This is a genomic window from Umezawaea sp. Da 62-37 (assembly GCF_032460545.1).
Classification (GTDB): domain Bacteria; phylum Actinomycetota; class Actinomycetes; order Mycobacteriales; family Pseudonocardiaceae; genus Umezawaea.
Genome location: NZ_CP135965.1, coordinates 7,131,174 through 7,154,254 on the forward strand (window position 1 = coordinate 7,131,174; position 23,081 = coordinate 7,154,254).

The 23,081-nt window shown below is 66.5% G+C and carries 17 protein-coding genes; 9 read left to right on the forward strand and 8 right to left on the reverse strand.

All coding sequences use genetic code 11. The annotated features are described in order from the left end of the window. The first annotated feature begins 118 nt into the window (after positions 1–118). Both RM788_RS32920 and RM788_RS32925 read left to right on the forward strand, forming a co-directional pair. On the forward strand, positions 119–1,252 hold the full coding sequence (locus tag RM788_RS32920) for a quinone oxidoreductase family protein (RefSeq protein ID WP_315922362.1): 1,134 nt from the start codon (positions 119–121) through the stop codon (positions 1,250–1,252). A gap of 420 nt (positions 1,253–1,672) precedes the next feature. Next, entirely contained in the window at positions 1,673–2,620 is a 948-nt protein-coding gene (locus RM788_RS32925; protein ID WP_315922364.1) for an ISAs1 family transposase, read from the forward strand. Between the two features lie 363 nt (positions 2,621–2,983). On the opposite strand, the gene RM788_RS32930 is transcribed toward RM788_RS32925, so the two are convergent. Further along, complete coding sequence (locus RM788_RS32930; protein ID WP_315922366.1) at positions 2,984–5,068, reverse strand: beta-propeller fold lactonase family protein; 2,085 nt, start codon at positions 5,066–5,068, stop codon at positions 2,984–2,986. 736 nt (positions 5,069–5,804) lie between these two features. Here RM788_RS32930 and RM788_RS32935 point away from each other — a divergent pair. Beyond that, on the forward strand, positions 5,805–6,083 hold the full coding sequence (locus RM788_RS32935) for a hypothetical protein (protein WP_315922368.1): 279 nt from the start codon (positions 5,805–5,807) through the stop codon (positions 6,081–6,083). Positions 6,084–6,674: 591 nt separating this feature from the next. Here RM788_RS32935 and RM788_RS32940 read toward each other — a convergent pair. Continuing rightward, entirely contained in the window at positions 6,675–7,421 is a 747-nt protein-coding gene (locus RM788_RS32940; RefSeq protein WP_315922370.1) for a MerR family transcriptional regulator, read from the reverse strand. Between the two features lie 137 nt (positions 7,422–7,558). Here RM788_RS32940 and RM788_RS32945 point away from each other — a divergent pair, with 137 nt between their 5' ends. Both RM788_RS32945 and RM788_RS32950 read left to right on the forward strand, forming a co-directional pair. After that, positions 7,559–8,212: a DUF3159 domain-containing protein gene (locus RM788_RS32945; protein WP_315922372.1), complete on the forward strand. Its 654-nt coding sequence runs from the start codon at positions 7,559–7,561 to the stop codon at positions 8,210–8,212. A 19-nt stretch (positions 8,213–8,231) separates the two neighbouring features. Beyond that, on the forward strand, positions 8,232–10,040 hold the full coding sequence (locus RM788_RS32950) for an alpha/beta hydrolase (protein ID WP_315922374.1): 1,809 nt from the start codon (positions 8,232–8,234) through the stop codon (positions 10,038–10,040). Between the two features lie 1,000 nt (positions 10,041–11,040). On the opposite strand, the gene RM788_RS32955 is transcribed toward RM788_RS32950, so the two are convergent. From RM788_RS32955 to RM788_RS32965, 3 genes are read right to left on the reverse strand one after another with little or no spacing between them, the layout of a single operon-like run. Further along, the gene (locus RM788_RS32955; RefSeq protein WP_315922376.1) at positions 11,041–12,213 is read right to left on the reverse strand and encodes a zinc-binding dehydrogenase; all 1,173 of its coding nucleotides are present in this window, start codon (positions 12,211–12,213) and stop codon (positions 11,041–11,043) included. Continuing rightward, positions 12,210–13,778, reverse strand: a complete 1,569-nt coding sequence (locus tag RM788_RS32960) for a flavin-containing monooxygenase (RefSeq protein ID WP_315922378.1) — start codon at positions 13,776–13,778, stop codon at positions 12,210–12,212. Before RM788_RS32960 ends, RM788_RS32955 begins: the two co-directional genes overlap by 4 nt. Next, positions 13,775–15,115 (reverse strand): spinster family MFS transporter, encoded by a 1,341-nt coding sequence (locus RM788_RS32965; protein ID WP_315922380.1) that lies wholly within the window; start codon positions 15,113–15,115, stop codon positions 13,775–13,777. The genes RM788_RS32960 and RM788_RS32965 overlap by 4 nt, the downstream gene beginning before the upstream one ends. 169 nt (positions 15,116–15,284) lie before the next feature. Here RM788_RS32965 and RM788_RS32970 point away from each other — a divergent pair, with 169 nt between their 5' ends. Continuing rightward, the gene (locus tag RM788_RS32970) at positions 15,285–16,487 is read left to right on the forward strand and encodes a PucR family transcriptional regulator (RefSeq protein WP_315922382.1); all 1,203 of its coding nucleotides are present in this window, start codon (positions 15,285–15,287) and stop codon (positions 16,485–16,487) included. Positions 16,488–17,072: 585 nt separating this feature from the next. On the opposite strand, the gene RM788_RS32975 is transcribed toward RM788_RS32970, so the two are convergent. Beyond that, the gene (locus RM788_RS32975; RefSeq protein ID WP_315922384.1) at positions 17,073–17,696 is read right to left on the reverse strand and encodes a TetR/AcrR family transcriptional regulator; all 624 of its coding nucleotides are present in this window, start codon (positions 17,694–17,696) and stop codon (positions 17,073–17,075) included. 123 nt (positions 17,697–17,819) lie between these two features. Here RM788_RS32975 and RM788_RS32980 point away from each other — a divergent pair, with 123 nt between their 5' ends. Together RM788_RS32980 and RM788_RS32985 are read left to right on the forward strand one after the other, a co-directional pair. Further along, positions 17,820–18,110, forward strand: a complete 291-nt coding sequence (locus tag RM788_RS32980; RefSeq protein WP_315922386.1) for a CocE/NonD family hydrolase — start codon at positions 17,820–17,822, stop codon at positions 18,108–18,110. Continuing rightward, the gene (locus RM788_RS32985; RefSeq protein ID WP_315922388.1) at positions 18,094–18,381 is read left to right on the forward strand and encodes a CocE/NonD family hydrolase; all 288 of its coding nucleotides are present in this window, start codon (positions 18,094–18,096) and stop codon (positions 18,379–18,381) included. The genes RM788_RS32980 and RM788_RS32985 overlap by 17 nt, the downstream gene beginning before the upstream one ends. A 52-nt stretch (positions 18,382–18,433) precedes the next feature. Here the strand turns inward: RM788_RS32985 and RM788_RS32990 are convergent, their stop codons facing one another. Both RM788_RS32990 and RM788_RS32995 read right to left on the reverse strand, forming a co-directional pair. Further along, positions 18,434–20,458, reverse strand: coding sequence for a PQQ-dependent sugar dehydrogenase (locus RM788_RS32990; protein WP_399345176.1), 2,025 nt, complete (start codon positions 20,456–20,458; stop codon positions 18,434–18,436). Positions 20,459–20,826: 368 nt separating this feature from the next. Further along, positions 20,827–22,173, reverse strand: coding sequence for a ricin-type beta-trefoil lectin domain protein (locus tag RM788_RS32995; protein ID WP_315922390.1), 1,347 nt, complete (start codon positions 22,171–22,173; stop codon positions 20,827–20,829). A 590-nt stretch (positions 22,174–22,763) separates the two neighbouring features. Between RM788_RS32995 and RM788_RS33000 the strand changes: the two genes are divergently transcribed. Then, complete coding sequence (locus RM788_RS33000; RefSeq protein ID WP_315922392.1) at positions 22,764–22,928, forward strand: hypothetical protein; 165 nt, start codon at positions 22,764–22,766, stop codon at positions 22,926–22,928. Positions 22,929–23,081 lie beyond the last annotated feature (153 nt).

Sequence of the window (23,081 nt, forward strand, 5' to 3'; positions counted from 1 at the left end):
GGACACGCTGGATCGTCTCGACCGATTCGTCCTCCCGCCCTGCTCGTCCCGCAGATGACGACCCAGCCCGAGAAGGGAAGAACTTCGTGGCCAAGAACGACCTCGCGACGATCGCGCGATGTGCTGGGTCATCCATGACCGCTGGAACAGCGTGTCGCAGCGCGAGGATCGCGGCGTCCATGCTCCGGTGTGCGGTATGACCGCCTATGGAGGTCGGCGCTTCGAACAGGCCTGGGATCGCGATGCGGTACCGGCGGTGATCGTCGACGGTCCTGGTGCAGAGCCTCGACTGGGCTCGGTCGCCATACCGGTGCGCAGGCCTGGCACCACGGTGGTGGCCGTCGTCGCGGCGCCACTGAACCCACTCGATCTGGCCATCGCCTCCGGGACGTTTCACTCGGTCCGTCATGACGCCCCTTACGTCCCAGGTAGTGAGTGCGTAGGCACAGTGCTCGAATCCGACGTCTACCCGCCTGGTTCCTGGGTCTACGCTCAGTGCCACGCTTCGCCTGCCGCGCCTGGAACCTTCGTTGCCTGTGTTGTCGTAGACGACGAGAACCTGCTGCTACTGCGCGAAGAACTCGACCCGGTGCTCGGCGCGGCCGTCGGTAACTCCGGCACTGCGGCGTTCATGCCGCTCATCGAACGCGGTGGCCTGCGTTCGGGAGAAACGGTGCTGGTGCTGGGAGCCACCGGGGCGGTGGGGCAGATCGCGATCCAGATCGCGCACCGCAGCGGGGCAGGCCGCGTAGTCGGAGTCGGCCGCGACCGCGCGGCGTTGCAACGGGTGCTCAGCTTGGGGGCGAACGCGGTCGTCGATCTCCGCGCCGACGAGTCGGCCGACGAGCTGGCGATCCGGCTGCTCGCGGCTGCCGGACCGGTGGACGTGGTCCTCGACGGCCTTTACGGGCGACCTCTTGAGGCTGCGCTGCAGGCCTGCGGCCCACGGGCTCGTGTGGTCAACATCGGCAACGCCGCCGGTGCCACCGCGCAGGTGCCCGCCGGGCTCCTGCGCGGCAAGCAATTGACCATGTCAGGCTTCGCCGGCCTGCACATACCTCTTCAGGAAAAGCGAGTCGCACTGAGCTGGCTGTGGGCCTCCCTCATTCGCCGTGAGCTGCAACTCCAGGTGCGAACGGTTTCCCTGGAAGAACTACCGGCAGCGTGGCGTGCTCAGGCGAGTTCGCCGCACGAGAAATGCGTTGTCGTCTTCGATCACACCCCTTGCCGGGCTTCGTGGCCAGGGCTTTGAAGGAACGGGCGATATGGAAGTGCCATGCGTAGGTCCCTCCTGAATGGAGGGTCGGCGGAAGCCTCCTCGCTGGCCTCGGTGAAAGCCGTGGCGGCATGGTCCGAAGTGACGTGCTACCTCGGCAGACGAGCGGCTCATATGCGGTACCCGCTAACAGAACACCAGCCGGCTACGCGGTGACCAACACGTCATTCCGGTGCGGGGCGATCGCGTAGTCGCGTGGTGCGCCGCTGACCAGGGAACACCTGACGTGAGTGAGCCTCGTGGAAGCGGAAGGGGCAGGTGAGACCACATCGGTGATCATGGAGTTCTCGACGCTTCACAACTCCCGCGGACCTCACCCACCGATGGCATCATCTCTCATCACCGCACCGACCGTCACCACCCCCACCACCAGCACCCCCACAACCCCGGTCCCCGATGGTGAACAACACCACTTGCTGCGCGCCTTGTCGAAGGTGCCCGATCCACGTGACCCGCGGAATCCGTTACCCAGTGTCGGCACTACTGACCGTCGCCGTCTGCGCGGTCCTGACCGGGGCATCGTCGTTCCCGGCGATCACCGACTGGCTGCACGATCTCGACAACCACACCCGTGACCGACTCCGCTTCGACCGGATACCCGCCGCAACAACGATGTGGCGGCTACTGACACGCCTGGACGCCGATCAACTGACCGGCGTCCTCGACAGCTGGCTGCACAACCGCACCACCCCGCCAAGCCCGGTCCAGCAGCAGTACCGCCGGGTCATCGCCATGGACGGGAGAACCCTACGCGGAGCCCGACGCGACGACGGCCGTCAAGTCCATCTGCTCTCCGCGCTGGACACCAGCACCGGCATCGTCCTGGCCCAGGTCACGATCGACGCGAAATCCAACGAGATCCCCGCCTTCGACCCGATGCTCGACGCCGTCGGGCACCTCCTGGGAACCCTGGCCGGGATCCTGTTCGTCGCCGACGCCCCGCACACCCAGACCGGTCACGCCGAGAAGGTCGCCGCCCGCGGCACCCACCTGATGACCACGGTCAAAGGAAACCAGCCCACACTGCTCGCCCAGCTCACAACTCTGCCCTGGCCGCGGATCCCCGCCGGGCACCACACCCGCGACCGCGGTCACGGCCGATCCGAGACCCGCACGATCAAGGCCGCCACCCTCAACACACCCGGCGGCATCGCGATCCCGCATGCTCGTCAGGCCGTCCGGATCACCCGGACCCGCACCACCATCACCACCGGCAAGACCAGCCGTGAACCACCTATCCCACCGTGTCCCTGCCCACCGGCCAAGCCCTGCCTGCCGACCTGCAAACCTGAGCACACCGGGAATGGCTCATCGAGAACCAGGTCCATCACGTCCGCGATATGACTTTCCGTGAAGACGCACATCAAGCCCGGACCGGCACCGGACCCGCCGTCATCGCAACTCTGCGTAACATCGTAATCGGCTGGCACCGCGCCAACATCGTCCGAGCTCTCCGACCCGCCAACCGCCGCTCACACGACCTCATCACAGCCGTGCCCAGCACTCACCCGACAACGCAATGATCCTGTCCACGACCCCGACATATCCAGCCCGGACATCGACAACGGGTAAGGGCTTATAGACGGTGTTCCATGTGGTGATCTGCCGCTGTGTCGATCATGTAACTGACCGAAACGAGTGGCCGTTCAACGGTCACCCGTTTCAGTCAGTGCGGGCATTCGGCGTGCTACCGGTCGCGTGCCGGATTCAGTGGGAGTGGGCCAGTTCGACGTGTTCGGCGCCCTTGCCCGGCACATTGGTGCACGTGTGGTCGTGCTTGCCCCCGTCGTAGTCGTAGACGGCGGTCAGACAGGACGCCATCGCGCGTTGGCCGTAGTAGTTCGGGTGCACGGACTCGTCCTTGTCGCCTTGCTGCAGGCCGGTCGTGCCGTCGAGGAACCGGCCCCACTCGGCTTTGTTGCCCAGCAGGGGGTTTTCGTGCCAGTTGTCGGCACCTGCCTGCTCGGCGCCCTTGGCGCACACCTCGTGGCCGTCGAAGAGGTTCGCGACGTCGAGGAATTCCACGTCGCGGTCGTGAGCGCCGGACTTCATCCACTGGCTGATCGTGGGCACCACGGTCCGGCGTACCCATGTGGCATCCGAGTCGTACACCGGGCACCCGCCGACGCGGAATCGCTGCTTGAAGGTCGCCGGGTAGCGGATGTCCTCGCCTGCGGGCACGGGTGAGGGGTAGGACTGCAGCACGAACCGGTAGGAGCCGTCCGGGTAACCGCCGGCGCGCATCACCGACCGCACTGTGACGATGGCTCTGTCGAGATAGGCGGCCTTGTCATCAAGAGCCTGGTTGAAGCCGGCCGTTTGGCTGGGCTCGCACGGGCCCGCGCCGAGGACGAACCCTTCGACGCAGGTGGTGATGATGTCGCGGAAGCCGAGGTCATTGCCACCGACCGTCATCACGACCATCTTGACCTTGTAGCGCGGCAGCAGGGCGGCGAGCTGGTCGACCTGCGGTGCTTGGCCCTTGAGTGGCTGATCGATGATGTTCTCCGTCTGGGCGCCCGAACAAGCCAGGTTGATCTTGCGGTAGACGGGGATGTCGGCGCTCTGGATCTCCGAGGTGTAGGAGCGCAGGCAGCCGTCGGCGTTGTTGTAGAACCTGCCGTAGACCAGTTCGGGATCGGAGCTGCACCGGGAGTCGGGAGTGTCGCCACAGGCGTAGACGGCTCGGTCGGTGCCGTGCACGTCGGTCAGAAGCCCGGTGCGCAGGCCGTTGCCCTGCCAGCGACCCGCGACGCCGGAGATGAAGCTGTCGCCCAGCGAGACGATCGCGCTGAGCTCCTGCGGTCGTCCGGTGGCCACCGCCGTCGGGCCGCTGTCCACGTCCGAGGTGGTGACGTCGTTGTCGGACGTGCGGATCACGGAGGTCTTCCGGCTGCCGTTGCCGGGCACGTAGACCTTGGTGCCGTCGGCACTCACGGCGACGCCGACCGGGTGCGCGCCGACCTTCACGGTGGTGATCTTGTCGATCGAGTCGACCTTGTCGGTACTGGCGTCCAGCACCGTCACATCGTTGGAATCCGCGTTGGACACGTAGGCTCGGGTGCCGTCGGGGGTGATCGCGATGCCGGAGGGGCCGCGTCCGGCGGTGATGGTTGCGATCTTGGTGCCACTGCTGACGTCGAATACAGCGACGTCGCCGGACCCGTTGTTGGCGACCAGCGCCTTGCTGCCGTCCGGGGTGACGGCCACGGCGGTCGGGCGGGTGCCCGCGGAGAGATCGGCCAACTTGATGTTGCTGCCGGTGCTGATCAGGGTGACGTTGTTGGAACCGTTGTTGGCCACGAACACTCGTGCGCCGTCCGGGGTGATGGCGATGCCGGAGGGGCCGGTGCCCGTCGGGATGGTGGCGATCACCCTGCGTTGGGCGGTGTCGATGACGGAGACGGTGCGGGAGTCGAAGTTGGTCACGTAGGCGCGGGTGCCGTCGGGGCCGAACACCACGCCCGAGGGCCGTGCGCCGACGACGACCGTCGCCACTGGGCGCTTGGACTCGGTGTCGAGGACCGACACGGTGTTGGACCGGCCGTTGGTGACGTAGGCCTGTGCGCCGTCCGGTGAGATGGCGACGGCCGTGGGGCCGTTGCCGACCGCGATGGTTGCGGTCCCGCCGGTGGACACGCTGATCGTGGTGACGCTGTTGGACAGGTTGTTGACCACATAGGCGAAGCCCTGGGGAGGGCCGGCATGGGCTGTGGTGACCGGGACGGTGAGCGCTGAGGCTGTGATGGCCGTGCATAACAGCATCGCGGGGAGTGGCTTCAACGAACGCATGACTGCCTCCGTCTGCAGAGGAAAGCACCTGAGGATGAGCGGGACGCCTGGTCGGTGTCCCGCTTGTTCATCGCGACCTCGGCGGGTTCGTTTCGCGCATTCGGTTGGTGTGCCGACATGACCCGAACGCGCCGCCCATCGGGATCGGTCGGCTCCGACCGTGACACGACGCGGTCGCGACTTCTCGATCGACACGCGTCCGCGGTCCGATCCGGACTTGCAACCACGATGCCACGGGACCGATCGTGGAGGGTTTTGCAGAGTCTACGGCCGGTGTCCGCCGCGGCAATGGGCAAGGACGCAGCCACGGTCATCGCTGGTATCGCATTGGTCCGCTTGTACGGCGCTGACAAACCCCAGGCCCGACGAGGGTGAGGGCGGTCACTGCTGGAGTTAGTGATCGCACAGCAGCGCGGTGACCTGGTCGCATGCCAGGACTGCGGTGTAGAGGATCCGGGTGGCGCCTTGTCGCCGCCCGGATCCTTCTCCCACCGACACATGAAGGAGCGCTGCCCATGATCCGGCACACTCCCATCTCTCGCTCGATGGACGACGAACCAATCGGATCCAAAAGGCCTGTCGAGTACATGGGCTCCCCGCTTCGTGCGGAATCGTGAGCTCGGTGGAGGTCACGTCCTGGCTCCTATGCCGGCTGTATCCAGCGCTTATCGCGACGCGCGAGACAGCAGGTGCCCGACGAAGCCCATACGGTGAACCCATCGCTCCGAATGACGCCGTGACCGGTGTCGCCTCGGAGCGCATGGTCGACGCGACACCGGTGGTGCCCGTCGTCGACGGGATCGACATCCACATCGCATTCGGACTGGAAGCCGTGCTCGTCGCGGCGTTCGCTGCGGTACGGGCTCAGTCGCCGGTGGTGATCGACCTTGCCGCAGTGGAGTTCTTCTCCTGCGCCGAGCTGGGTCTGCTGGTGCGGTTCCACTACTCCGGTCTCGCACACTGCACTCCCTTACGGGTGGTGGTCGCCACTCATTCGGTGCTGTGGCCAATCTAGGTAACCGGTCTGGACGAACTCCTCGGGATCCGTCCGGCCCCCTGCTACCGCGCTCGAGTGAGATGGCCGGCCTGACTGGGCACAACAGGGGATACCCGCGCGTACCCCGCTCGATGGGCATGCTCATGCTGCACTAGAACGAAACGCACGCCCGGTACGCCTTCGCGGTCCGGCAGAGGCTGGCCGCAGAATACCGATAGTGGGGTCGGCAAGCACACGGTACGTCGGCGAGCTAACCGGTCTTGTGCGTGCCGGGAACACGGAGGGGTTGCTAGTTCCCCTGATTTGGGTCCGCCGGAATCGGAGATGCAAATACAAGAATTCTCGAGTTTCGAGATGAATGCATACGGCTGTCCCGAATGCCTTGACCTTTCGCGCGATCACCAAGGAATGCTGTGAACCACCATATCGATGCGGTTGGAGCCGGGGTGGCTCCGGTCGCTGAAGCCATCACGGGCGCATGACATGAAGCCATGGGCCTGCACATGCACTTCAACACCACGGGGACCGGCTCCGCGTGCGGGGTGATCGTTTACGGAACCGTCCACTGACCGGAGTTCGACAAGGTCGAGTAGGCGACTACGCCGCCGATCAATGCGCGTCCTGTCCCGGCTGGTCGAGAACGCTCATGATCGTCTGGGTGCGGTGCAGAACATCCAGCTGCGCCGGGTTGTACAACTCCAGCAGGACCGTTTCCACGGTCTCCCGGACAAATTTCTCGCCCTTGGGGGCGTTGACGAAAAGATCGGGCAGGGCCGGGTGATCCCTGCGGAGCTGACGCAGGTAGGGCACCATTCGCTCTGCGAGGTCCTGTCGGACGTCCACATCGGCGTCGGCGGGCAACTTCTCGAACTCCCGATTGGTCGGGTGAGGAGACAGGTTGCGCAGGAGCTCGCCGTAGGCCTGAAGTCGCTCGCCGTCCATCAGTCGCGTCATCACCAGCACGAACGACCGGTCGGCCTCCGACAAGGACGTTTGCGCACCGGGAGTGAGTTCCACGGGCAGGTCAGTCGGGGCACCTTGGTCGATCAGGGCCGCAAGTTCGAGTCGGGCCCGCTGCAGCCGCTCGATGGTCGCGGCCAGTTCCGCGTCGAGCGTGCGCAGCGCCAGCCCAGGATGCTGCTCCTCGTCGACCGTTTCGGCGATTCGGTTCAGCGAGAAGCCCAGATCGACCAAGCGCTTGATCCTCAGTAGGCGGACCAGATGCGACACGCCGTACTGCTTGTAACCATTGGCCTGCCGATCGGGCTCGGCCAGGAGACCGACCTCGTGGTAGTGCCGCACCGCCCGCAAACTGAGGCCGGCCAATTCGGCGATCTCGCGGGTGCTCCAGCTCATGACGTCAGCCAACACCGTGCCGTTGCGGCACGGTCAACTCGAAGTGACGTGGACTACACATGTCCGGTGTCGGCTTGAGTGTGCCGCTACGGCATGCCTTTCGATCGTCCCAGCAGCCGACGATCGATGGAGGACCGATGAGCTCCACCCAGGAGCGTCATGAACGCGGAAAGCGGACTCTGCTCGACCAGATGGGCGGCCCGCTGGGCTTCGTCTACTCCACCGTCCCGGTAATCGTGTTCGTAGCGGCCGACACCTTCCTGTCCCTGCCGCTTACGATCGGCATCGCACTCGGGACCGGCTTGGCGCTGTCCGCGTTTCGTCTCCTGTGCAAGGAACGCTTCGTCTCCGCGATCGGCAGCCTGGCCGGAGTGGCGGTAGCCGTGGGCATCGTGGCCTGGACCGGCTCCGCGCGCGACTTCTTCGTACTCGGGATCTGGGCCTCGCTGATCGGGTTCGTCCTGACCTTCGGTTCAGTGCTGGCCCGCCGCCCACTGACCGGTGTCGTCTGGAACGTCATGCACGGCGGCGAGCACCCTTGGCGCTCCGACCGCACCCTACTGCGCGCGCACGACGTGGCCACCCTCGTCGCAGCTGTGGTCCTCGGTACGCGGTTCGCCGTCCAACAGTGGCTTTACCTCGCCGAGAGCACCGGGGTGCTGGGCATCGCGCGTGTCGCCATGGGTACTCCGCTGACCGTGCTGGCCGGGCTCGTCGTGGTGTGGGCGTTCCATCGGACCACGAAACGGCTACACGGTACGGCTGCTTCGTCGAGCCAGGGTGCTCGCTGACCGCGAGCGAGGTTTCGTCATGGCTTCGCTCCGCCCGGTCGCCGTCGGTCGACGGTGCCGCGGCGCGTCATGGTCGATGGCGTCCGGCCGGCATCTGATCGTCGAATCGTGGCCGCGTCCGGTATGGCAATCACCTGCACAGGCGACGTGCCGGACCGAGTTCGCGTTTCGCGAGTGCCGTTACCGCGACGTTGCCGAACCAACCGTCCACCACACGTGCCATCGGGAATTTCCTGAACCTCATCAAGGAGAAACATTGCATTCCAGTCCATTTCGCGCTCGTGGAGCAGCGGTAGCGGTCACCCTGCTCCTGTTCACCGTGGGAGCGTGCGATCAAACCGACACTGGTATGGCGGAACAGTCCACGCCTTCCTCGACACCATCTGCGGCATTGAACGGTTTCTACGCGCAGACTCTGTCCTTCGCCTCGTGCGATGGTTATGCCACCACCAGCGCGGACGAGAAGCTCTTCGCCGATCCCAAGCTCGAGTGCGCTCGTCTGGTGGTGCCCTTGGACTACGACGACCCCGACGGTCCGACCGGCGAGGTGGCGGTGCTACGGGTGCCGGCTCGAGGGACGGCAAAAGGTTCCCTGGTCCTCAACCCCGGAGGACCAGGCGGACCCGGCATGTCCTTCGCCGTGACGACCGCCGCAACGCTGGCCAAGAGCCTCGTGACCGAGCGGTTCGACCTGATCGGATTCGACCCCCGCGGGGTCGGAGCGACCAAACCGACCATTGCCTGCTTCACCGATCAGGAGTACCTCGCCGGCCAGACCCGCACCGAGTTCCTGTTGGCGGCAGGGCAGTTCACCGCGCAGGACGCTCAGCGGTTGACCGACAAGTGCGCACAGGGTTCCGGTGGCACGCAGAACCTCGCTGCCGTCTCCAGTCGCGACACCGTCCGCGACATGGACATCCTCCGCGCTGCGCTCGGGGACGATAAGCTCAGTTTCCTCGGACAGAGCTACGGCACCCGCATCGGAACCCTGTACGCCGAGGCATTCCCGAACAATGTGCGCGCCTTGGTCCTCGACGGAGCGGTCGACCCCTCACTCGGCAGCGAACGCCGACTATCCCAGTACGCCGGTTTCCAGCGGTCCTTCGAACTGATGGCCACCGACTGCGCAATCCAGCAGGACTGCCCGTTGGGCAACGACCCGAAGCAGGCCACCCAAACCTTCCAGAAGATCGCCCGACCTCTGCTCGACAAGCCGATCCTCTACGGCGATGGACAGCAGTTCACCTACAACGACCTCATCAACAGCGTCATCGTCGGGCTGTACTCGATGGAGAGCTGGCCGGTGGTCACCAAGGGCTTGGTGGAACTCCAGGCGGGCAAGCCCGATCGTCTCGTCCAGGCGAGCCGGCTTTTCGCCGGCCGTGAAGCCGACGGCAGCGGCGGCAACTTCGACGTGGCGAACTACGCCATCAACTGTATGGACGAGGCACGTCTGACCCCGCAGCAGGCAGCCGAGTTCCGAGGCAAGGCCTACGAGATGCTGCCATTCGCCGATCCCGGCCAAGGCGATGAAGGCGCTCAGGACGCATGCGCGTCTTGGCCGGTGACGCCGAAGACCACCTATCCTTTCCCTGACCGCATCGACGGGCTGGCTCCCACGCTGACGATCTCGATCACCGGTGATCCGAGCACTCCTTACGACGCGGGTGTCCGCCTCGCCAAGACCCTCAACGGCAGCATGCTCACCGTGAACGGGGAGCAGCACACCATCGCCGGCTCCGGAGCAAACGACTGTGTCAACAAGGTGGTCGCCGACTATCTGATCGACCTGCAAGTCCCCGCCCCTGACACCATGTGCACGATCTGACGGCCACCGACCGCTTGCCTCCGCAATACGCGCGGACGAGCAGACCCGCTCCGCTCGTTGCAGTACAGGCCGCCGGACGAGTCGAACGTCCGAAATCGTCCGGGCACGATTGCCGGAATATCGGGCGTGCGTGGCGGATGCGCGTAAGGGCTTGCCGTAATAGACTTGTGGTACGTTCCGCTGTTGATCATGACGTGGTACGGCGTGTGATGTGGAGAGCACGAAGTGGTTGGTGGCGGCGTTCTCGATGATGCGGCTGCTTGCGGACGATCGCCTGTAGCGTCTTTACGTGGGTTCGGAAGTGCGATCATCGGGATACGGGTACATCGCGGTGGTGGCCCCCAGCGGGGACGGGTTGGCGGATGGTGCCCTGCGATGTGACCGAATTGGCGACTGGCCTGACCCATCAGGGAGAAGGCCGGTGGTTCGGCACGGTTGGTCGACGTGGATCCAGGGCTGGGGCCGTGTTTGTCGACGCTGGTGGAGCCGGACGTGCGCGAGACCCGACGGCTCCACTGAGCTGGACAAGCACCCGGTAGAGCTTGAGGCACTTGTGCAGGTCCTGCCGGGCTTCGCTCATCTCGCCGAAGTAGGCGTGCGCCCGGCACGCCGAGTACCGTCGGTTGGTGCCTGACAAGGGCGTCATGCCCTTGATCGCCCGTCGTGGTGTTGAACCGCGGGTCCGAGTCGGGTGTGCCTCGTCGGGTGGCCGAGCAGAGTTCCGCGTTGCTGCGCTGATTCCGACGTCTGCGGAGCCGGTGGGAGATCCGCGACGACATCCTCGAGGCATTCCCGACTCCGGCCTGCGGTGTCATCTGCCAGCATCAACTGCGCAATCCCTCGTTTCCTGGAGAGTTTTCAGCCACAAAGCCTTACGCGACATCGCTATGACGCCGGTGGACCTTGGCAGACCGGAGATGGCAACCGGCCTGCTCGACTCGCTCGTCGGCCCGAACCCCGGTGTGACCCTTATCCGTCGGCCGCAGGGTGCGAATGCGGTTCATCTCACCAGGATCCGGTCCGTGTCGAGCGAAGGATCAATGAGGATCTTGGCGTGGACCTCGGGGTCGGCCAAGGCTGCGAATGCCGGTGCGACGCCTGCCAGTCCCACCCGGCCGGTGACGAGATGGGAGGCGTTCACAGTGCCGTCGGCGAGCGCGTGCAGGGTGTTGCGAAACTCCAGCGGCGTGTACCCGACGGCGAATCGGAGGTCGATTTCCTTGTTCACCGCGAGCGAGGGGCGGATCGTGTCGGGGCCCATGCAGACCCCGACGACGACGACGCGCGAGTGCAGGGGCGCGGCGGCCAGGATGCCGTCGATCATGCCGGGCACCCCGACGCACTCGAAGACCACGGGGCGCTTGGGGCGGGTCCTACCAATTCCCTCCAGCGCCCGCCAGACGGTCCACCACGGCAGGGGCAGCCGCGTCAGATCCTCGATGGCGTCGATGCCCGCGTTGTACTGGTCGGGCATGCTGGTCATGAAACCGTGCCCGGCGGAGGCACCTTCCCAGGGCGATTCGACGGCCGGGTCGACCACGACGTCGGCGCCGCACTTGCGTGCGAGCGCCCGGCGTCCCGCGGAGTAGTCACTGGCGATCACGGTGCCGATGCCGCGGGACTTGAGCACGGAGACGACCGCGAGGCCCACCGGGCCGCAGCCCAGGACGATCGCGACGTCCTTGCGGGACACCTCGCCGCGGTTGACCGCGTGCCAGGCCACCGCCATGGGCTCGGTGAGTGCGGCGAGGTCCGCGGGAAGACCGTTCGGGACCGGGAAGGTCAGCGCTTCCTGCACGACGACGTGTTCGGCGTAGCCGCCTGGGGCTTGGGCGGACAGGCCGACTCCGTCGACCTGCCGGCCCCGTCGCACCAGCGGGATGCTGACGACCGGCGTGCCCGGCTTGATCCTGCTGGCGCTCCACGGGCCGATGTCGACGACCTTTCCGTAGATCTCGTGGCCGAGCACCACGCTCTGGTCGGAGCGGAGGTAGCGGGGGTAGCCGCACAGTTGCAGCGTCTGGGCCAGTTGGTCAGCGTGCAGGCGGCTGTGTAGGTCCGAGCCGCAGATCCCGCAGCGTTCGACTTCGACCAGCAGTTGGCCCGGCCCAGGGCGCGGCGTCGGCATGTCCACGACTTCGAGGTGTCCTTGGCGCAGCCGCACGGCCCTCATGAGGCGTCCACGGTCGCGGTCGGTTGCCGGTCGATGGTGTGTGGGCCAGCAGCGAGATGGTAGGCCTCCGGTTTCCACCGGACCGCTTGGCGGCGGAACCTGAAGGTCCAGTCGGGGTAGATGGTGGCGTTGCGGCCGTTGGCGTCCCGGTAGAAAGTGCGGCAGCCTCCGAGTTCCCATACCGATTTCGCCAGCTTGCGGTCGAGGTCGGTGTTGTACGCGTCGTGCGTCTGCCGGTCTACCTCGATGGACGTCGACCCGGAGACCTCGAGCGCGCGAATGGCGTTCTTCACGTGCTCCGCTTGAGCCTCGATCATGTAGACCATGGAGCTGTGCCCCAGACCGGAGTTGGGTCCGAGGAACATGAAGAAGTTCGGGAAGCCGGGGACGGATACACCGAGGTAGGCGCGCGGTGATCCCGCCCACGCGGTGCTGAGCAGTTCACCGTCACGGCCGCGTACCTTCGCCGCGAAGGGGATGTCGGTGACGTGGAACCCGGTGCCGAAGATGATGGTATCGACCTCACGCTCGACACCCTCCGCGTCGATCACACTGTGCTCGCGGATCTCACCGAGTGCCTGGGGGACGAGTTCGACATTCGGCTTCTGCAGAGCGGGGTACCACGCGTTCGACGGGACGACGCGTTTGCAGCCGAGGGTGAAGTCGGGAGTGAGGGCCCGGCGCAGGGACGGGTCCTCGACCTGGTGTGCCAGATGACGGCGTGCCACACGCTCGAGGACGTGCATGAGTCGGGGTCGCTTGGCGAACCCGAGCACCAGGAGTTCCTTGGCGAGGTATGCCTTGGCCCGCTCTGCTCGCTGGCGGCGAGGCCGGGCCCGAAACCGTGCGCGTTCGGCCTCGGTGATCGCCCGCTTGTCGTGCGGGGTGATCCACGGGGCGCTGCGCTGGAAGACGTACAGCCGGCCGACATGGTCGGCGATCTCGGGAACGTACTGGATCGCGGAGGCACCCGTGCCGATCGAGGCCACGCGCTCGTCGTTGAGATCATGGGCGTGGTCCCAGCGCGCCGAATGCATGACCTTCCCGCGGAAGCGGTCGATGCCCGACACGTCGGGGAGCTTCGGTTCGGTCAGCGGACCCACGGCGCTGACGAGGACCTGCGCCGTCCACTGGCCTGTGCTCGTCGTCACATGCCAGAGCTGATCTTCGTCGTCCCACCGCGCCTGCTGCACCTCCACTCCGGTGCGCACGTGTGGACGGAGTCCGAAACGGTCGAGGCAGCGCCCCAGGTAAGCCTGGATCTCCGGTTGGGGGGAGTACGTCGAGGACCAGTCGGGGTTGGGCGCGAAGGAGAACGAGTACAGGTGGGAGGGCACATCACAACGGCAGCCGGGATAGGTGTTGGACTGCCAGACGCCCCCAACCTCGGATGCGCGCTCAAGGATGAGGAAGTCGGTAAACCGAGACTTTTTCAAGGCTCGCCCCAGTGCGATTCCGGAGAAGCCGCTGCCGATGACAAGGACCTGGATATGTTGGATCAAGGAGGTCGCCCCTGCTGCGTGGGTGGTCTTTACGCTGTTCGCGCGGGTGTTCGCGCGCGTCACGGTGTGTTCTGCGGGGAGAGCATCGCGTCACGGTCGGCTCGGACGAATCGTGCGGCGAGGAGCATGCCGGCCGCCGCCACCGCGAAGGCGAGGGGAACGGAGATCATCAGAGCTGTCCGCAGGCCCTGGGCCGATGCCTCGGTCGCCGACGCCGACCCGGCGGCCAAGGCGTCGGACAGGACGCCGACCAGGATGGGGCCGCCCGCGCCGCCGAGCAGGTAGCCCACGGCGAACAACAGCCCCAACGCACCGGACCGCTGCTCTGGGCGGATGACGTCGGAGACCACAGGTACGGCCGCCGCCAGGTAGACGATGCCGAGCAGGTAGCCCAGGCTCAGGAATACCACCAGCCACCACAGTGCTCCCTGGCCCGCAATCAGGCCTGCGAAGGAGAACACCGCGGCGCCAAGAAGGCTCAGGGCGGCTACCCGGACCCTGGCCTCGGGCGACTTCCTTGCTGCTTGGTCGAGTACCCGGCCTCCCGCCACCAGGCCGATCAGGCCGGTCACGCCCACGACGATGCCGCCCACCAGGCCGGCGCTGACGAGGGAGAGGCCGTAGTAGCGCTGCAGTACGGGGGTGAGGAAGGTACCGATCGCGTAGGCCGCGAAGTTGTAGCCGGCGAAGGCGAGAAGCATCCCGTACAGGGAACGTACTTTCATCAGCGAGCGGAGGGATTGTCTACGACCGCGGTGCGGGGCGGGGGCGTCGAGGCGTGCCGGGTCCGCCGCCCCTCGCTCGGGCTCGCGGATGCGCAGTACGAGAAGGGCGACGACGAAGCCGGGCACCGCCGCGATGAGGAACGGCGCCCGCCAACTGTCGAACGCGACGGCGAGCCCGCCGGCGGTGACGAAAGCGAGCAGTGTGCCGATCGGGAAGCCGAGCATGAACAGGGAATGTGCCCGGGAGCGCCGTTCACTCGGATAGAGGTCCGATAGGAGCGACCCGGTGGCCGGTGCGTAGCTGGACTCGCCCACGCCCACTCCGACCCGGGAGGCGAAGAACCCCCAGAAGGTGGTCAGCACTCCGCCTGCCGCGGTGAAGGCGCTCCATACGAACAGCCCCCAGCCCGCCACTGTCGCGCGGGGAATCCGGTCGGCCAGGCGTCCCAGCGGGACGCCCGCGAGGGCCGCGACGAGCACGAACGCCGAAGCGAGAATGCCGACTTGGGTGTCGTCGAGACCGAACTCGTTCTTGATCGGTTCCAGCACGACGGAGGGCAGGGCCCGGTCGTAGAAGTTGAGCAGATTGCCGACGAACAGCAGTCCGAGTACGTAACCCGCCGACGAAGGTGTTGCGGACCGGCCGCCTGGAGGCTTGACGAGAGAGGGCGCCACGGAGAGATCCCTTCACCGTTGAAGAGTGCTCGGCATGGCAATCAGAACAAGGTCGCCGCGAGCTCCGTCATAGTGTGGCCGCTGTATTCCCTGCGAGGTAGAGAATTCGCCACAACGTCAACGCGACGATTTTGTTCCCCAGAACAATGTCGCTCGATAGACTGCCGCCGTGGAGCACGAGACCCCCACGGCTTGGCCCGTTCGTCGGCGCATGCCGGACCTCCAGACCCTCGACGCCCTGGCTCGCACCGCGGTGTTGGCCGCCGTCGCGCGCCTGCGCTCACTGCGCGACGTCTTCGCCGGCCGCTTCCTGGAGATGATTCGTCAGCATGTCCCGGGGTACGGAGTGCTCTCGGACGAGGAGATCCGGGCGTCCGCCCGACGGTTCATGGACATCCTCATCTCGGAACTCTCCTCCCTGCGCATTCCGGACGCGGCGCTGCGCGAGGTGCTCGGCGACTACGCCGTCGAGCGGGCCGCCCGAGGGCTCCCGCTCGACGTGCTCGCCATCGGTTATCAGCTGGGCTCTCGGGAGATGCTCGCCCTGCTGGACGAGGTAGCGATCGACGTGGGCCTCCCCCCGGACCTTCTGCTCGCGGTGCACGACAGCACCTGGGAGTTCTCCAACGAGGCGTCCGCGGTGTTCGCCAGGGTCCGGCACGACCTCGCCCTGGAACGCGCGCACTTCGACGCCGAACGCCGTTCAGCCTTCGCCGGCGGTGTACTGGGCGGGACCTTCCCGGCCGAACGGGTCAATCAAGACGCCCACCTGTTCGGGCTCGCGCCCCGGACGCCCCATGTGGCCCTCGCCGCACGGGCGGTGTCCGACGACGACGCCGACACGATCCGTCGCGCCATCGCCTCGGCGGTCCGCGTCCCCGCCGACCGGCTCCTGCTCGCCCAGGTCGGAGCGGTCCTCGGGTTCATCGCCCCGAAGGCGCCCGAATCCGTCGCAAGCCACTTGGTGGCGGTCGGCCCGTCGCTCCCGCTCGACCAGCTCCACACGGGTTTCACCGAAGCGGTGCTGGTACTGGAGACCGCGCGGCACTTCTCCATGTCGGGCGTCGTGCGGCTGTCGGACCTCGGTCCGCGACCGCTCGTGCTTTCGGACGCGCCTACGGCCGATGACCTGTCCGAGCGTCACCTGGCGGCACTCGACGCGGCGGGACGGTCGAGCAGCGAGATCGAGGAGACCGCGCGGACGTACCTCGAATGCGACCAGGACGTGCGCGAGGCCGCCCGGCGCCTGGCAGTGCACCCGAACACCGTCCGGTACCGCGTACGGCGCTTCCAGGAACTCACCGGGCTGGAGTTACGACGCACCGAGGACCTGGTGACCTCGTGGTGGTTGCTGAACCGTCGACGCCATTGAGGCCGTGCCGCCGGCCCGGACGCGGACTGATCCCCGTTCCCGCTCTCCGCGTGCAAGGACGGGACCACAGGGCGGAGCCCGCATCTGCTGACCTTTGTCGCCCCGGCGAGCCACATCCTCGATCGGACAATCAGACTCGAGTGGAGCAGGTTGGGGGAGAGGTGCTGTCGGCGTCTGCGGGCACAGAGCCGGGGCGCCGGGTGTAGTCGAGGCCGGTGTTGCCCAGGGGTGTCCGGGTAGGTGGCCGTGCTGATGAGGACAGGCAGGTTGATGCCGGTGTCGTGCCGCTGAGGTGAAGAATGTGGACCACACCCCGGCGCGCACGCCGCCGATGCTGTTGCCGGTCAGCCACGCCGTCGGCAAACCGGACGCCGGTCGGCAGGACACGGAATACAGAGCCGCAGAGAGGCGGCTGTGACAGGTGGTAAGCGCGTTGGTGGTAAGACCGTTCGCCACACGCGGCACCCCGCCCGAACTGGGCTTCGTGAGGGTGCAGTTGCCTGCTCGCACGGTGAGGCGCTGACCCGACACCGGCATCGGTGCGCGTTCCGGTCCACGTCCGCGGCGACCGGTGGCGTCACGGGATCAGTCCTGGGCAGGCGCGCCACCTACGAGGACTTGTTGGATCGCCGGGGCGACGATCGCGACGAGCTGCTCGGTGTCGGCGGTGACGAGTGCGGGCACGCCGATGATCTGCCTGCCGGTTACGATGCCGACCAGCATCGACGCCACGAGGGCCGCGCGCAACATCGCGTCGTTACCGCCCCGCCCCTTGACGCCGTGCGCCAACCGGGACTGGATGAAGTCGCGCAGTTGCGCTCTCGCGAAATCGTTGGTGATCGCGCCGCGCAGCATCGCCATCAGGGGCTCGGATTCGTCGGCAGCACCTTCCCAAGCGCTCAGATAGGCGCGGACCACTCGCTCGCCGAGGTGCTCGTCGGGCCCCTCGAATGCGGTGTCGAACCGCTCGAGCGCGGACGGGGGGATGGCCATCACGGCGGCGAAGAGCTCGTTCTTCGATCGGAAGAACTGCATCACCTGCGAGGCGTCCACCCCGGCGTCGGTGGCGACGCCTCGGATCGTGGTCGTGGCGAAACCGTCGCGGGCGAACCGCGCTCGGGCCGCGTCGAGCACCACCTGCCGCGTGCTGCCGATTCCGGGCCTGCGGCCGCGACGCGGCCCCGTCACGTGTGCTTCCTGCGCGGTCATGACCTGAATGTAGCGGCCAGCTCCAATGATATAAACATGAGTTGAGTTTTTAGGTGAGTCGTCGTACGGCCGCCGTCATGCAGGAAGCGCGGCAGACGACGTGCTGGGGACGAGGAGATCGTCATGAACGACGACCGGATGGTGTCCGTGCCGACCCACTCGCCGCTGGCCGTAAGGACGGGCGTGCTGACGAAGTTCCATCCAGGCACCCAGACACTGGAAGCGGGATTCCGGATCACCCCGCAGTTCCGGCCCCTGCCGGTCGACGTCGTATCCGAGAAGGACGTGCCGGTCCTGCTCCGCGACGGCGTGATGATCCACGTCGACGTCGTCCGCCCCGTCGGCACCGAGCCGGTGCCGGTAATCGTGACCTGGAGCCCCTACGGCAAGGGGCAGGGTGCGTCCCCAGCGTGATGGGCGGCTTCGGGCTGGTCGGGCTCGACGACGGAATCGTGTCCGGACTGGAGAAGTTCGAGGGCCCGGACCCGCCTACTGGTGCACCCAGAGCTACGCGATCTGCAACCCGGACGTCCGGGGCGTGGTCGACTCCGAGGGCGACAGCGTGCTGTGGGACCGGCAGGAGGGCCGCGACTGCCACGACCTGGTCGAGTGGCTGGCGCGGCAGCTGTGGTGCTCCGGCAAGGCCGGCATAAGCGGCACCTCCTACCTTGCGGTCTTCGGGTGAGGCGGCAGGACATCCGCGAGGGGATGCCCCGCCGTCTCGAAAACCGCCGCCATTACCCGCCGAGTGCGACGTGCAGGATTTTCTCGTTGCTGTTGTTCGGAGTGCTGTCCTTGTCGCCGTTGTTCGAGGTTGTCAGCCACAGACCGCCGTCAGAGGAAGGTTCCACCGTGCGCAGTCGGCCGTAGGTGCCGTTGAAGTACACCTGCACGTTGGTCAGGCTGTCGCCGCTGATCACTTCGCGATACATCCGAGTGCCACGTTGGCAGGCCACGTACAGCACGTCGCGAACGATGGCGACACCCGAGCACGAGCCGTCCGCCGTGGAGTAGGTGCGCTTCGGCGCGATGAAACCCGCGGTACCGCAGGAGCCCGAGGTGCCCTCGCAAGCGGGCCAGCCGTAGTTGCCGCCCTTGGTGATCAGGTTCGTCTCGTCCATGATCCCGTTGCCGAACTCCTGTTCCCACAGCCGTCCACGGGAGTCGAACGCCAGTCCCTGCGGGTTGCGGTGGCCGTAGCTCCACACGTAGTTGCCGAACGGGTTGTCCGACGGCACGCTGCCGTCCGCGTTGAGCCGCAGGACCTTGCCGTTGAGGCCGTTCCTGTTCTGCGCGTTGTCGCCGTTCTGTGCGTCACCGGTGCTGGCGTAGAGCTTGCCGTCCGGGCCGAACCGCAGCCTGCCGCCGTCGTGGAACTTGTTGCGCAGGATCCCGCTGAGCAGAACCTGTTCGGTGGAGGTGTCGAGCCGGTCGTTCTCCAGCTTGATCCGCACGATCCGGTTGTCGTTGGGCGAGGTGTGCATGATGTAGAGCCAGTGGTCACTCGCGAAGCCGGGCGAGACGGCCAGACCGAGCAGTCCGCCCTCACCGTCGGTGCCGGACACGTTCGACACCGTGCCCACCGTCGTCTTCGCCCCGGTGACCGGGTTGAGACGGACGATGTCGTGCGCGTCGCGGCGGCTGTAGAGGATGGTGCCGTCGGACAGCGTGACCAGGCCCCACGGGATGTCGGTGTCGGTTCCGACCTGCGTCACGGCACATACCGCGTTGGCGCACCCCGCGCCGGTGGTCACCGTCGCGGTGTTGCTGCGGGCTGACGTGTTGGCCTGCCCGTCGCGCGCCACCACGTAGTACTGGTACCTGGTGTTGGACGTCAAACCGCTGTCGATGAACAAGGTGGCGGGAGGAACGGTGCCGGTCACTGTGCCGACTTGGGCGTCGCCGCGGTAGACGTCGTAGGCCCGGACTCCGATGTTGTCGGTGGATGCCGTCCACGACAACGTCACCGTGGTGCCGGACGCGGAGCCCGCGAGTTGTGTCGGCGCGGTCGGCGGCTGGGTGTCGGCCTGGCACTGCGGCGGTGTGATCGACACGGTGGTGCTGGCCTGGGAGACGTTGCCCGCCGCGTCACGCGCGTTAACGTACAAGCCCCAGGTCGCCCCGGCCACCACGGACAGGCTGGTGGACAGCGTGGTGCCGCTCACCGACTTCATCAGTTGGCCGTCGTGGTACACGTCGTAGAACGCGACTCCGACGTTGTCGGTCGAGGCGTTCCACGCGAAGGTCACCGAGTCGCACACCAGGTTGCTCACCCTGGGGTTGCCGGGCACCGTCGGCGGCTGGGTGTCCGCGCTTCCTCCGGACGTCCGCCACTTCTGGTTGTCCTGCCCGTTGCAGGTCCACAGTCCCACCAGGGTGCTGTTGGCCGTGCCCTGGCCCGTCACGTCCAGGCAGAGACCTGACTGCACCCCGACGATCGCGCCGTCGGACCTGATGGTCCAGCGCTGGTTGGCGCCACCGGTACAGGTGTAGATCTGCACCGCGGCCGGGGCGGTCGTGCTCTGACCGACCACGTCCAGGCACAAGGTGTCGTCGTAGACCCTGAGCTCCCCGGCCGAGGTGAAGTTCCAGGCCTGGTTTGCCTGCCCGTTGCAGTCGTAGATGTTGACGGCGGTCTCCGACTCCCTGGCGTTGCCGACCACGTCGAGACAGCGGCCGGAAGCCACGCCGACCACGGTCGTGGCCGCCGCCGCCACTGCCGGCACGGCGCTGGTCGTGGAAGACACCGCCAGCAAAGCCATGACGGTGGCCAGGACGCGAGGGCGCAGCCGCCGGTGATAACCCGATGCAAACATGCCCAACTCCTTGAACTGGGATCGCCAATGACCGCCGGCCGCACCGCGCCCCATTCGGACACGCTTGAGCCGAGCCGACATGCGATCATGAAGAGCGACGGATGGTGGGGTGCGGAACAAAGCCGTGGTCGTGGAGCCGAGCCAGGACGAGTCACCCAAATCGAACTGGGATTCCTTGCCGTCGGGCTTGAGCACGCCCGAGCCATGTCGGTCCGGTGCTTGACCAGTCGGTGTCCCTGGGTGGCTTCGCCCTGCGTGGGCTGAACGGCGCGAACGCACGTCGAGTCGCTATCTCTCCCCGCAGGACGGGCGGTTTACCCGCGTCGCCACTTCTGGTTGGCGCCGCCGTTGCAGTCCCACAGTTCGAGCGGAGTGCCGACGCCACCGTAACCTGTGATGTCGACGCACTTGTTGGCTTGTGGGTTGACCAAGTCCCCCGCGGCGCTCAACACGAACTGCTGGGCGGGGGAGCCGTTGCAGCCCCACAATTGGATTGCCGTGCCGTTCGCGGTCGCACCGCCGTTGACGTCCATGCACAGGCCGAGCGCGCGGACCGTGCCGTCGCCTCCGAACGTCCAGTTCTGGTTCGCTCCGCCGTTGCAGTCCCACGTCGCCAACCTTTGGCCCGCCACGGCGTTGGAGTTGGGGACATCGACACACTTGTCCTGGTAGCCGATGATCCGAGTGCTGCTGCCACTGCCGGTCGTGGACAGACGCAGCCCGTAGGTGGACAGGATCTCGTTCACCGGCTGGAACAGCGTGGTACCGCCGGTCTTGCAGTCGCCCGACCCACCCGAGGTCACGCCTTGGGCCTGGTTGCCCGTGAGCCATGCACCGCCCGAGTCGCCGCCCTCCGCGCACGCGTTCGTCGAGGTGAGGCCGTATACCGGGCCGTTGGAGTAGTTGACCGTCACGTTCTTGGCCTGGATCGTGCCGCAGTGCCAACCGGTGGTCCGGCCCGAACGGCACACCGACGCGCCGATGCCCGCCTCCTGCGATCCGGCGACTGCCACGCTTCCGCCCGCGTAATCGTTGACGTAGGGGGTGGGGGTCCAGTTGGCGTTGGTGCGGACCCACGCGTAGTCGTTGTCGGGGAACGACGAGCCCGCGAACGTGCCTTGGTCGACGTTGTTGTAGCCCAGGGTCGGGGACCCGGTGCTACCGCAGTGCCCGGCTGTGACGAAACCACCGTCGACCGAGAAACCCACCGAGCACAGCACGTTCCTGTTGATCACGTACTGGTCACCGCCGCGGATGTCGTACAACGGTCGCGGCGCCTGCGATACCCGCGTCCGTACGGCCACGCCCGCCTTCGACCCGAAGGATCGCCCCGCGGCTTCGGACGCGGCCTCGACCACCACCGAGTTCGATACCGGATCCACGTACCACGAGTGGACGTCGGTGGGTGCGGACATCTTGTCCAGCAACGCTTTCTGCGAGGTGAGAACCTGCTCGGAGCGGTCGACGGTCACCGCTGTGGCTCCTGCCGCGCGGACGGCGGCGGCATCGGCCGGGTCGAGCACACCGATCGTCAACATCCCGTTGTCGTACCACGCTCCGCCGAACCGGTCGGATAGCTTGGCACGCAACAGGTTCTCCAACGGACCGGACCGCAATTCGCGGTCCTGGCGCACCGCGGCCTGGGCCGGTGACAAGCCCAAGTCGCGAGTCAACGCCGATGACAACGTTGTCGACTCAGTAGCCGAGGCCACTGCGGGCACAACCATGAGCGCAGCGGCGATCGCCACCGCGCAACTTTGCGCGATCAGTCTCACGACTACTCCTTGTGCAGGGAAAGAGGAGCGTGAGAGCGCTCTCGCAACTGAGCTTGGCAGGTGGTCCAGGTGTCGTCAATAGGGCTTGAAAAGAGGTATTTCGAGACTATTGACGAATGTTTCGCCAGGTGGGTGGTCGCCAGGCGAGACCTGGGAGTCTCGAAACCGTGTAGCGTCTCGCTTGGGCGTAGGTCTTGACCGGAAAACAAGTTCGGCTACACACTGTCGTCATCACGAGGTAACACGATCATGTCCCTCGTATGAGAGCGCTCCAGCGAAACCCTTCTCCTGCAAAGGGTGTGTTTGCCATGCGAAGAATCTCGAGATGACAGACGGGTAGGAATTGCGTCTGCCGCCCGTGCTGCGCAACTCTGCCGCACCTCCCGAAACGCTCTCGTCGGTTCCCTGTAGCCGATGGATCGTTGTGCGCTCCGGACAAGTACCCCGACCTCACCGGGTCAGGAACCGCCGGCGGGATGTCGGTGGCGCTGCGGGATTGCAGTCGTGGCGCCAACCAGCAGCAGCAGTACGACGACGGCTATCGCAATCCGGTCTCCGACCACTGCCGCCAAAGCGCGGTGTCATCCAGTATCGACCGCACCCGCGCAACCCTGACGATTGCAACGGCACCTCCGCGATGATCAGGTCATCACCAGGCGCCCAGGTACGAGGTCCCCGTTCCGCGGTCGCGTCGGAGAAGTGGGTCGACGGCGGAACTGTCCTTTCAGGAACAGATCTGTCGACTGGGCGTGGTCGGGAACCCGAACTCCCTGCTCTCCATCACTGCCGAAGGA

Bases quoted from the DNA above. Each gene is read 5' to 3' on its own strand.
- RM788_RS32955 (WP_315922376.1), bottom strand. From the start codon at position 12,213: ATGAGGGCCGTGCGGCTGCGCCAAGGACACCTCGAAGTCGTGGACATG.
- RM788_RS32940 (WP_315922370.1), bottom strand. From the start codon at position 7,421: ATGAGCTGGAGCACCCGCGAGATCGCCGAATTGGCCGGCCTCAGTTTG.
- RM788_RS32980 (WP_315922386.1), top strand. From the start codon at position 17,820: ATGAACGACGACCGGATGGTGTCCGTGCCGACCCACTCGCCGCTGGCC.
- RM788_RS32920 (WP_315922362.1), top strand. From the start codon at position 119: ATGTGCTGGGTCATCCATGACCGCTGGAACAGCGTGTCGCAGCGCGAG.
- RM788_RS32975 (WP_315922384.1), bottom strand. From the start codon at position 17,696: ATGACCGCGCAGGAAGCACACGTGACGGGGCCGCGTCGCGGCCGCAGG.
- RM788_RS32930 (WP_315922366.1), bottom strand. From the start codon at position 5,068: ATGCGTTCGTTGAAGCCACTCCCCGCGATGCTGTTATGCACGGCCATC.
- RM788_RS32945 (WP_315922372.1), top strand. From the start codon at position 7,559: ATGAGCTCCACCCAGGAGCGTCATGAACGCGGAAAGCGGACTCTGCTC.
- RM788_RS32950 (WP_315922374.1), top strand. From the start codon at position 8,232: ATGGCTTCGCTCCGCCCGGTCGCCGTCGGTCGACGGTGCCGCGGCGCG.
- RM788_RS33000 (WP_315922392.1), top strand. From the start codon at position 22,764: ATGTCGGTGGCGCTGCGGGATTGCAGTCGTGGCGCCAACCAGCAGCAG.
- RM788_RS32925 (WP_315922364.1), top strand. From the start codon at position 1,673: ATGGTGAACAACACCACTTGCTGCGCGCCTTGTCGAAGGTGCCCGATC.
- RM788_RS32990 (WP_399345176.1), bottom strand. From the start codon at position 20,458: ATGGCTTTGCTGGCGGTGTCTTCCACGACCAGCGCCGTGCCGGCAGTG.